Below are 10,569 nucleotides of genomic sequence, written 5' to 3' on the forward strand. Positions count from 1 at the left end.
ATCCAGCACATCCTCCACCAGGGCATGTCCCGTCACAACGCGACCTTCTGGGTCGGCGCGAACGCGGTCATCCGCACCCGGGCGCTCCGCGACATCGAGGAGGTCGAGACCGTCGGCGGCTTCGAGGTCAAGCGCTACGTGCAGGACCGCACGGTCATCGAGGACACGGAGTCGAGCGTCGACCTCGGCATGCACGGCTGGACGCTCGTGAACTACCCGGAGCGCCTGTCGTACAGCGCGACCCCGCCGGACTTCGGCTCGCTCATCGTGCAGCGCCGCCGCTGGGCGAACGGTGGTCTGCTGATCCTGCCGAAGTACCTCCGCCAGGTGCGGGAGCGCCGGCAGCGCGGGGAGCGGGTCGGCCTCGTCGAGATGTCCCTCCGCGTCAACTACATGGCGTCCATCGCGTGGGGTTCCCTCGGCCTCATCTTCCTGCTGGCCTACCCGTACGACTCCCGGCTCCTCAGCCCGATGGTGCTCCTCGCCGCGCTGCCGTACTTCTGGCTCTTCGCGTCCGACCTGGAGTACTGCGGCTACAAGCGCACCGACATCCTCCGGATCTACGGGTTCAACCTCATCCTCATGCCGGTCAACGTCGCCGGGGTGCTCAAGAGCGTCCAGCAGGCGCTGACGGCGAAGAAGATCCCGTTCGCCCGTACGCCCAAGGTCCGCGACCGCACCGCGTCGCCCGCGCTGTACGTCCTCGCGCCGTATGCCATGGTCGTGTTCTCGGTGTTCACCTTCGTGCGGGACTACCAGGCGCAGAACTGGGGCAACGCGGTGTTCGCCGCCTTCAACGCCCTGCTCGCGTTCTACGCGATCGTCGCGTACATCGGCATCTGGAACTCGGTCGTCGACGTCTGGCTGTGGGCCACGAAGTGGATGTACTACGACCCGTCCGCCCGGGCCGCGCGTCGCGCCGGACGTCGGCAGGCGAAGCAGGACCGGAAGGCCGCCCGCAAGGGGCTGCTGCCCGAGGCCGAGCCGGTCGCCGAGGACTGGCGCGCCGTCCTCTACTTCGGGCACGGCGGTGCGGAGCTGCCCACCCGCCACGGTGCCGGGACGGTCGGTGCCCCGGCAACGCGCTCCGTCACCCTCCCCGCCCCGGGGGTGCCCGCGACCGCTGCTGCTCCCGTGACCACTGCCGCTCCCGCCTCCACTGCCTCCTCCGACGAACGGACCGCTGCCTGATGTCCTCCACCCGACGACTCTCCCCGCTGCGGGTCGGCCTCGCGGTCGTCCTGACCGCGGCCGTCGCAGCCGGGGGCTACCTCGGCTTCGACCGCTGGCAGTCCGCGCAGGCCGCGGACGCCCAGCAGAGCTGGTTCGCCGCGTACACCGACGTCACCGCCACGCCGACGTTCGCCTTCGAGGACGTCAAGTCCGCGAAGGGCCGCGACGTGATGCTCTCGTTCGTGGTCGCCGACCACGACGCGGCCTGCACCCCGACCTGGGGCGCCGCGTACTCGCTGCAGGGCGCCTCCGACTCGCTCGACCTCGACCGTCGCATCGCCCGGCTGCAGCAGCAGAAGGGTGAGGTCGGCGTCTCCTTCGGCGGCCTGGCGAACGACGAGCTCGCGACGACGTGCACCGACTCGGCCGACCTCGTCGGTGCGTACGAGACCGTGGTGAAGCGCTACGACGTCAGCACGGTCGACTACGACGTCGAGGGCGACGACCTCACGAACCACACCGCAGGGGAGCGCCGTGCTGCCGCTGTCAAGAAGCTGCAGGACGCGCGTCGTGCAGCCGGGCACCCCCTCGCCGTGTGGCTCACCCTGCCGGCCGCGCCCGGGGGCCTGACGAGCGACGGGACCACCGCGGTCTCGCAGTTCCTCAAGGCCGGCGTCGACCTCGCCGGCGTCAACGCGATGACGATGGACTACGGGCAGAGCAAGGGCTCGAGTCAGAGCATGTACTCGGCCTCGGTCCAGACCCTGCAGGAGGTGCACCGGCAGCTCGGCATCCTCTACACACGGTCCGGGACACCCCTCACCGACGCGACGCTCTGGCACAAGGTCGGCGCGACCCCGATGATCGGGCAGAACGACATCCAGGACGAGGTCTTCACGCTCGCCGACGCGAAGAAGCTCAACGCCTGGGCGCGGGAGCGCGGGCTCGGCCGCATGTCCATGTGGTCCCTCAACCGCGACACCACGTGCGGCTCGAACTACGTGAACCTGTCGACCGTGTCGAACTCCTGCTCGGGCGTCGACCAGGACGGCGTCCTCTTCGCCGACGTCCTCGGCAAGGGGTTCACGGGCGGGATCGTCGCGGCGGCCTCGGACGTCACGAAGGCCGAGCCGAGCGCGACCGTCCAGCCGACCGACGACCCGAAGACGAGCCCGTACCCGGTGTGGAGCGCGGACGCGTCCTACCTCGAGGGCACGAAGATCGTCTGGCACCACAACGTCTACGAGGCGAAGTGGTGGACTTCCGGCGACCTGCCGGACGACCCGGTGCTCAGTGCCTACGAGACGCCGTGGCAGCTCATCGGGCCGGTGCTGCCGGGCGAGAAGCCGGTCGAGCAGGTCACCCTGCCGACGGGCACCTACCCGTCGTGGTCCGGCACGAAGCAGTACGACACCGGGGCGCGGGTCCTGTTCGACGGTGTGCCGTACCAGGCCAAGTGGTGGAACACCGGCGACAGCCCGGAGGCGTCCACGAGCGACCCGGACGGCTCGCCGTGGGTGAAGCTCAAGGACTCCGAGATCAAGGCGCTCCTGTCGGAGCTCCAGCACTGACGGACGGACGGCCCGTGTCCGCAGGTGGTGACGGTCCGCCTGCGGTGACGGTCCGCCTGTGGTGACGGGATGACGGCCGGGAGGCGCGGTGCCAGCTGGCGCCTGGGCTCACGCCCGCCGGTTCCGGACCGACGCGCCAGCGGCGCGCCGGCCGTGCCGGGTGGGGAGCCTCCCGGCCGTCTAAGTGCGCATTTCGTGGACGTTCGCTGATCGCGCACTGCCGAGTTGTGCACAGCCCCGTTCTGGGCTCCCGCGGGGTCACCCGTTTCCGATACGCTGATGGGCCAAGAGAGGGAGGTCCACGATGTCCGATCCAGTGGTCCCGCAGCAGGGTCCGGCAGGCAGCGACGGTCGCACCCAGCAGCAGCGACTCGTCGACACGACGATGACCTTCAGCCTGGAGCAGGCGGCGGCCCTCACGCCCGAGTCCGGCATCTCGACCGAAGAGCGCGACGCCATCACGGCGCTGCCCTCCGGTTCGGCGCTGCTCGTCGTCCGCCGCGGTCCGAACGTCGGTGCCCGGTTCCTGCTCGACTCCGACGTCACGACGGCCGGCCGGCACCCCGACGCCGACATCTTCCTCGACGACGTCACGGTCTCGCGCAAGCACGCGCAGTTCCTCCGCCACGGCACGAGCTTCACCGTGAAGGACCTCGGGTCGCTCAACGGCACCTACTTCGACGGCGCCCGCATCGACGAGGCCCTGCTCACCGACGGGTCCGAGGTCCAGGTCGGCAAGTTCCGCCTGACCTTCTACGCCTCCCGGGTCGACCTGGCGCGCCTGGCGAACGCGTAGTGCCCGCGCGGTCCGCCGCGGCCCGGGCGGGGTCCGCGGCGCCGGAGCTGCTCACGATCGGGCAGGTCCTCGCTCGCCTGAAGCCCGAGTTCCCGGACCTCGCCGGCTCGAAGCTGCGGTTCCTCGAGGAGCGCGATCTCGTCACCCCGGTCCGCACCGCGAGCGGCTACCGCAAGTTCTCGCCGGCCGACGTCGAGCGGCTCCGGATCATCCTCGGACTGCAGCGCGACCACTACCTCCCGCTCAAGGTCATCAAGGAGTACCTGGCCGACCTCGACGCCGGACGCGAACCGACGCTGCCGGGTGGGGGCGAGGCGCCGAAGCCGTCGATCCTCGGGCGCGAGCGCCGCTACACCCGTGACGAGACCGTCCGGGCGGCGGGTGCGACGCCGATGCTGTTGTCCGACGCCGTCTCGTCGTCGCTGCTCCCGGCGACGGACACCTACGGCGAGGACTCGGTCGCGGTGCTCAAGGCGCTCGTCGAGCTGCAGCGGTCGGGCATCGAGCCGCGGCACCTGCGGACCTTCCGGGCGACCGCCGAGCGCGAGGTCGGTCTGATCGAGTCCGCGCTCATGCCGGTGTCGCGCCGCGGGGACGCCACCTCGAAGGCGAAGGCCACCGAGCTCGCGCGGGAGATCGCCGGGCACCTCGAGACCATCCGGTCGCAGCTCATCCGCTCGGCGATCGGTCGTCTCGACGCATGAGCGACGCCGTCGTGGGGTGTGTCCCGGGTACTCGGAGCGCTGGCGGGTGTCGGAGGGCGGGGCGTATCCTCGACACGCCGGACGCGCCGGGGCGGATGTCCCGCGCGCGACGGCTCGGAGTCGCTACCGTGGACCTCGGAACAACTCTCAACCCGGCATTGAAGCTTCGGGTGGGAGCTCGATCGTCGTGGAAGGCAAGCGCATGAGTGGGACTGACACCCCCGGTACCGGGTCGGACATGACGCGGTACGACCTCGGGCTGCTCTTCACCGACGGCATGCCGGAGCACGACGAACAGAACGGCTACCGCGGCACCGTCGCCGCACGTGCAGCCGGTATCTCCTACCGTCAGCTCGACTACTGGGCCCGCACCGAGCTCGTGCAGCCCACGATCCGCGGCGCTGCCGGCTCCGGCTCGCAGCGGCTCTACGGCTTCCGCGACATCCTCGTGCTCAAGCTCGTGAAGCGTCTGCTCGACACGGGCATCTCGTTGCAGCAGATCCGAACGGCCGTGAACCAGCTCCGGGAATCGGGCGTGTCCGACCTCGCCCAGACCACGCTGATGTCCGACGGTGCCTCGGTCTACCTCTGCACCTCCGACGACGAGGTCATCGACCTGGTCTCGCGCGGCCAGGGTGTGTTCGGCATCGCCGTGGGCAAGGTCCTGCGCGAGGTCGAGTCGTCGCTCGTGGAGCTCGACGCCGCCCCCGCCGCCGACCCCGACGACGAGCTCGCTGCCCGCCGGGCCTCCCGCGCCTCCTGACCTCCAGCACTTCGGCCCGTCGGCGTTCCGACGTGGTGGCTGCCTGACGCGCCGCGCGGCGTCGTGGTCGCGCCCGGTCTTGGTCGCACGACGTGCCGCATGCCGTTCGTCGTGGTCGCAGAACGTGTCGCTCCCTCGACGCCGCCCCGACGCGTCGGGCGACCAGCACGGACGTGAGCGACACGTCCTGCGACCAACGGCGGCGGCGTCGGGCCGACTCGTTCTGCGACCGGTGCAGACGTGAGGGGCACGTCCCGCGACCCCGTTCGGCGCCGGTCGAGGCGCCAGCGGGGCCGACGAGCCAGTTGGTCGCACGACGTGCCGCGTGCTGATCACTGCGGTCGCAGAAGCTGTCGCTACCGGTACTCCGAGGCGACACGTTCTGCGACCAACGCGAACGTGAGCGGCAGGTCGTGCGACCAAGCGCCCGCGCGCGGGCTCCGGCAGTGCCTACGCGGCGCCGCCCTCGGCGTAGGGGCCGATCTTGCCCGTGCGCATGATGCGCTCGAGCAGCTGGTCGAAGTTCTTCGCCATCTCCTGCGCCGACTCGCCCGGCCACACGTGCAACGGCTTCGCCGCACCCTGCGCCTGCTGCAGCGACGTGCGCTCCGGCAGCTGCGGCGAGAGCACGAGCGGGCCGAACATGTCGCGGAGCTCCTTGATGCGGAACTGGTGCTCGAGCGACTGCACGCGGGCACGGTTCACGACGATGCCGAGCGGCTGGAGGCGGGGCGAGAGGCCGCGGCGGATCTCCTCGATCGCGCGGAGGGCACGGTCGGCGGCCGCCACGGAGAAGAGCCCCGGCTCGGTGACGACCGTCACGCGGTCGGACGCCGCCCAGGCGGTGCGGGTGAGGGCGTTCAGCGACGGAGCGCAGTCGATGAGGACGAGCTCGTAGTCCTGCTCGACGTTCGCGAGGGCCTCTTCGAGCTTCCAGATGTCGCGGATGGACGGGTGCGGGCCGTCGAAGTTGATGGCCGAGGGCGATCCGACCATGACGTCGATCTTGCCCTGGGAGCCCTTCGTCCACCCGGACGGGGCGATCGCCTGGCGGACGATCTTCTCCTTCGGGTTCTCGAGCACGTCGGCCACGTTGAGGTGGCCGGCGAGGTTGATGTCGAGGCCCGTCGATACGTCGGACTGCGGGTCGAGGTCCACCACCAGCGTGCGCAGTCCCTTGGCGAACGCGGCCGAGGTCAGGCCGAGCGTCACCGTCGTCTTGCCGACACCACCCTTGAGGGAGCTCACGCTGAGTACATGCACGGTGAGCAACGTTACCGCGACTAGGGTTGTGTCACCTCAACCCGGGCTGAAAGGGACCTCGTGTTCAGCAAGATCCTCGTGGCGAACCGTGGCGAGATCGCCATCCGAGCATTCCGTGCCGCGTACGAGCTGGGCGCCCGGACGGTGGCCGTCTACCCGTACGAGGACCGCAACTCACTCCACCGGTTGAAGGCGGACGAGGCGTACCTGATCGGCGAGCCGGGCCACCCCGTGCGGGCCTACCTCGACGTCTCCGAGATCATCCGCGTGGCGCGCGAGTCGGGGGCCGACGCGATCTACCCCGGCTACGGCTTCCTCTCCGAGAACCCCGAGCTCGCCGCCGCCGCGGCCGCGGCCGGCATCACCTTCATCGGTCCGGGCGAGCACGTGCTCGAGATGGCCGGCAACAAGGTGACCGCGAAGGAGCACGCGATCGCCGCCGGTGTCCCCGTCCTCGTGAGCACCCCGGCGAGCCGCGACGTCGAGGAGCTCCTCGCGGGCGCGGACGCGATCGGCTTCCCGGTCTTCGCGAAGGCGGTGGCCGGCGGTGGCGGTCGCGGCATGCGTCGGGTCGAGACGAAGGCCGAGCTGCGACCGGCGCTCGAGGAGGCCATGCGCGAGGCCGACAGCGCCTTCGGGGACCCGACGATGTTCCTCGAGCAGGCCGTCATCCGTCCGCGGCACATCGAGGTGCAGATCCTCGCCGACGCCACGGGTTCCGAGGCCGGCACGATCCACCTGTTCGAGCGCGACTGCTCCGTGCAGCGCCGCAACCAGAAGGTCGTCGAGATCGCCCCGGCGCCGAACCTCGACCCCTCGATCGCGGCCGCCCTCCACCGCGACGCCGTCGCCTTCGCCCGGTCGATCGGCTACGTCAACGCGGGCACCGTCGAGTTCCTGCTCGACACCGAGGGCGAGCGGGCCGGCCAGCACGTCTTCATCGAGATGAACCCGCGCATCCAGGTCGAGCACACCGTGACCGAAGAGGTCACCGACGTCGACCTCGTCCAGTCGCAGATGCGCATCGCCGCGGGGGAGACCCTCACCGACCTCGGCCTGTCGCAGGACACGGTGTCGGTGCACGGCGCGGCGCTCCAGACGCGCATCACGACGGAGGACCCGACGCAGGGCTTCCGACCGGACACCGGCAAGATCACGACCTACCGCAGCCCCGGCGGCGCGGGCGTCCGGCTCGACGGCGGCACGATCGCGACCGGCGCCCAGATCAGCCCGCACTTCGACTCGATGCTCGCCAAGATGACCTGCCGCGGGCGTGACTTCCCGGCGGCGGTGTCCCGGGCGAAGCGCGCCCTCGCCGAGTTCCGCATCCGCGGCGTCAGCACGAACATCCCGTTCCTCCAGGCCGTCCTCGAGGACCCGGACTTCGATCGGGGTGACATCTCGACGAAGTTCATCGAGGAGCGCCCGCAGCTCTTCGGCGGCCACGTCTCGAAGGACCGCGGGACGAAGATCGTGGGCTGGCTCGCCGACGTCACGGTGAACAAGCCGAACGGCGAGCGGCCCCCGCAGACCGTCGAGCCGAGCGAGAAGCTCCCCGCCGTCGACCTCACCGTCGCGCCGCCGCCCGGGCAGCGCGACCGCCTGCTCGAGCTCGGACCGGCGGAGTGGGCACGCGAACTGCGCGCACAGACCGCTCTCGCCGTCACCGAGACGACGATGCGCGACGCGCACCAGTCCCTCCTGGCCACCCGTGTCCGTACCCAGGACCTCGTCGCCGTCGCGCCGCACGTCGCCCGGCTCACCCCGCAGCTGCTCTCCGTCGAGGCCTGGGGCGGCGCCACCTACGACGTCGCGCTCCGCTTCCTCGGCGAAGACCCCTGGGAGCGCCTGACGGCGCTGCGGGCGGCGATGCCGAACATCCCGATCCAGATGCTGCTGCGCGGTCGGAACACGGTCGGCTACACGCCGTACCCGACCGAGGTCACCGACGCGTTCGTCGCCGAGGCCGCGGCGAGCGGCGTCGACGTGTTCCGGGTCTTCGACGCGCTCAACGACGTCAGCCAGCTGCGACCCGCCCTGGAGGCCGTGCTCGCCACCGGCACGTCGGTGGCCGAGGCGGCGCTCTGCTACTCCGGTGACCTCCTCGACCCGGCGGAGGACCTCTACACGCTCGACTACTACCTCCGCCTCGCGGAGCAGATGGTCGAGGCCGGCGCACACGTCATCGGCATCAAGGACATGGCCGGACTGCTCCGCGCCGGCGCCGCCGAGCGGCTCGTCACCGCCCTCCGCGAGCGCTTCGACCAGCCGGTGCACGTGCACACCCACGACACCGCGGGCGGCCAGCTCGCGACGCTGCTCGCCGCCGCCCGCGCCGGTGCGGACGCCGTCGACGTCGCCGCGGCCCCGATGGCCGGTACGACGAGCCAACCGAGCATGTCCGCGCTCGTCGCCGCCCTCGCCCACACCGAGCGCGACACCGGCCTCAGCCTGGCCGCGGTCGGTGACCTCGAGCCGTACTGGGAGGCCGTGCGACGCGTCTACGCGCCCTTCGAGTCCGGGCTCCCGGGTCCGACCGGTCGCGTCTACCAGCACGAGATCCCGGGCGGCCAGCTGTCGAACCTCCGACAGCAGGCCATCGCGCTCGGCCTCGGCGACCGCTTCGAGCAGGTCGAGGACTGGTACGCGGCGGCGAACCGCATCCTCGGGCGCCCGACGAAGGTCACGCCGTCCTCGAAGGTCGTCGGCGACCTCGCCCTCCAGCTCGCCGCGGTCGACGCCGACCCCGAGCACTTCGAGCAGCACCCCGAGCAGTACGACATCCCGGACTCCGTCATCGGCTTCATGGCCGGGGAGCTCGGCGACCTGCCCGGCGGCTGGCCCGAACCGTTCCGCTCGAAGGTCCTCGCCGGTCGCGATGTCCGGATCGAGGTCACGCCCGTGCCGGACGCCGAGCGCGCGCACCTCGCCACCGCGGGCCCCGAGCGGCAGCAGGCCCTGAACCGCCTGCTGTTCCCGCAGCCCACGCGGCAGTTCGAGGCCGTCCGGCAGCAGTACGGCGACCTCTCGGTCGTCCCGACGGTCGACTACCTCTACGGTCTCCGGCCCGGGCAGGAGCACTCGGTGCCGCTCGGCCGGGGCGTCGACCTCTTCGTCGGCCTCGAGGCCATCGGCGAGGTGGACGAGCGCGGGTTCCGCACGGTCATGACGACCCTCAACGGGCAGCTCCGCCCGGTGTCGGTCCGGGACCGCTCGGTCGAGGTCGAGACGAAGGCCGCCGAGCAGGCCGACCCGTCCGACCCGAAGCACGTCGCCGCGCCGTTCTCCGGCGTCGTGACGCTCAAGGTCGCCGTCGGTGACGTCGTCGCAGCCGGTCAGGCCGTGGCGAGCATCGAGGCGATGAAGATGGAAGCGGCCATCACGGCGCCCGTGGCGGGCACCGTCGGCCGTCTCGCGATCCCGGCGACGCAGCAGGTCGACGCCGGAGACCTCCTGGTGGTGCTGCAGTAACGTGACCGTCCGTCCCATCCGCCTCTTCGGCGACCCCGTCCTCCGTTCCCCGTCCGACCCGATCCGCGCCGAAGCGCTCGGCTCCCAGGGCGTCCGGGACCTCGTGCAGGACCTCATCGACACCGTCAAGGAGCCCGGTCGCGCCGGGGTCGCGGCGCCGCAGATCGGCGTGGCCTTGCGGGCCTTCTCGTACAACGTCGACGGCGAGGTCGGGTACGTGCTCAACCCCGAGGTCGTCGAGGTCTCCGGCGAGCCCGAGCTCATGGACGAGGGCTGCCTCTCCGTGCCCGGTCTCGGCTACCCGACACGCCGGTACCCGCACGCGACGGTCCGCGGCGTGGACGTCGACGGGAACGAGGTCGTGCTCGAGGGCGACGGGCTCATGGCGGAGGCGCTGCAGCACGAGGTCGACCACCTCGACGGCACGGTCTACGTCATGACGCTCGACCCCGAGATCCGCCGTCAGGCCCTCCGCGACATCCGCGCGCAGGACTGGTTCCACTGAGCCGTCGGGTGACACCCCCACGGGGGATTGTCGTGTCGTCCTGACGAGGAGGTACCGTACCCTCGTCGGCTTCCCACCGACGTCACATCCCACACCCCCAGGACAGCATGATGGCCGCTCAGGACAACGAGCTCAGCTCGCACCGCACCCGTACCAACCTCCGCCCCGAAGCGGTCGCCTCGACGACGTCGTCGACGGCCGTCCTCGACGCACCCAGCTCGGAGCTGCCCCCGCAGGCCTGAGCGCGCAGGCGGGCGCGTCGCGCCCCGCGCACACCCAAACGGCCTGGAGGCCCGGTGCCGGTCCCAGGGACCGGCACCGGG

The 10,569-nt window shown here is 71.3% G+C and carries 9 protein-coding genes; 8 read left to right on the forward strand and 1 reads right to left on the reverse strand.

Going from position 1 to position 10,569, the window contains the following annotated elements; all coding sequences use genetic code 11:
* The 5 genes from ACSW7Y_RS13135 to ACSW7Y_RS13155 form a co-directional block, all read left to right on the forward strand.
* Positions 1 to 1,191 (forward strand): glycosyltransferase family 2 protein (locus tag ACSW7Y_RS13135; protein WP_438126719.1); only part of this gene is annotated, 1,191 nt, incomplete at its 5' end.
* Entirely contained in the window at positions 1,191 to 2,744 is a 1,554-nt protein-coding gene (locus tag ACSW7Y_RS13140; RefSeq protein ID WP_438126720.1) for a chitinase, read from the forward strand. The genes ACSW7Y_RS13135 and ACSW7Y_RS13140, both read left to right, overlap by 1 nt.
* A 385-nt stretch (positions 2,745 to 3,129) precedes the next feature.
* Positions 3,130 to 3,540: an FHA domain-containing protein gene (locus tag ACSW7Y_RS13145; protein ID WP_242863018.1), complete on the forward strand. Its 411-nt coding sequence runs from the start codon at positions 3,130 to 3,132 to the stop codon at positions 3,538 to 3,540.
* Entirely contained in the window at positions 3,540 to 4,244 is a 705-nt protein-coding gene (ftsR, locus tag ACSW7Y_RS13150) for a transcriptional regulator FtsR (protein ID WP_438126721.1), read from the forward strand. Before ACSW7Y_RS13145 ends, ftsR begins: the two co-directional genes overlap by 1 nt.
* A gap of 202 nt (positions 4,245 to 4,446) precedes the next feature.
* Entirely contained in the window at positions 4,447 to 5,007 is a 561-nt protein-coding gene (locus tag ACSW7Y_RS13155) for a MerR family transcriptional regulator (RefSeq protein ID WP_058725924.1), read from the forward strand.
* Positions 5,008 to 5,457: 450 nt separating this feature from the next.
* Here the strand turns inward: ACSW7Y_RS13155 and ACSW7Y_RS13160 are convergent, their stop codons facing one another.
* Positions 5,458 to 6,270 carry a ParA family protein gene (locus ACSW7Y_RS13160; protein WP_438126722.1) on the reverse strand — a complete coding sequence of 271 codons (813 nt, stop codon included), beginning with the start codon at positions 6,268 to 6,270 and terminating at the stop codon, positions 5,458 to 5,460.
* A gap of 60 nt (positions 6,271 to 6,330) precedes the next feature.
* Here ACSW7Y_RS13160 and ACSW7Y_RS13165 point away from each other — a divergent pair, with 60 nt between their 5' ends.
* The 3 genes from ACSW7Y_RS13165 to ACSW7Y_RS13175 all read left to right on the forward strand — a co-directional run bounded on the left by ACSW7Y_RS13165 (position 6,331) and on the right by ACSW7Y_RS13175 (position 10,488).
* The gene (locus tag ACSW7Y_RS13165) at positions 6,331 to 9,741 is read left to right on the forward strand and encodes a pyruvate carboxylase (RefSeq protein ID WP_438126723.1); all 3,411 of its coding nucleotides are present in this window, start codon (positions 6,331 to 6,333) and stop codon (positions 9,739 to 9,741) included.
* A 1-nt stretch (position 9,742) separates the two neighbouring features.
* Complete coding sequence (locus ACSW7Y_RS13170; RefSeq protein ID WP_438126724.1) at positions 9,743 to 10,246, forward strand: peptide deformylase; 504 nt, start codon at positions 9,743 to 9,745, stop codon at positions 10,244 to 10,246.
* 110 nt (positions 10,247 to 10,356) lie between these two features.
* Positions 10,357 to 10,488, forward strand: coding sequence for a hypothetical protein (locus ACSW7Y_RS13175; protein ID WP_438126725.1), 132 nt, complete (start codon positions 10,357 to 10,359; stop codon positions 10,486 to 10,488).
* Positions 10,489 to 10,569: the final 81 nt, after the last annotated feature.

Source organism: Curtobacterium flaccumfaciens (genome assembly GCF_051548005.1).
Classification (GTDB): Bacteria; Actinomycetota; Actinomycetes; order Actinomycetales; family Microbacteriaceae; genus Curtobacterium.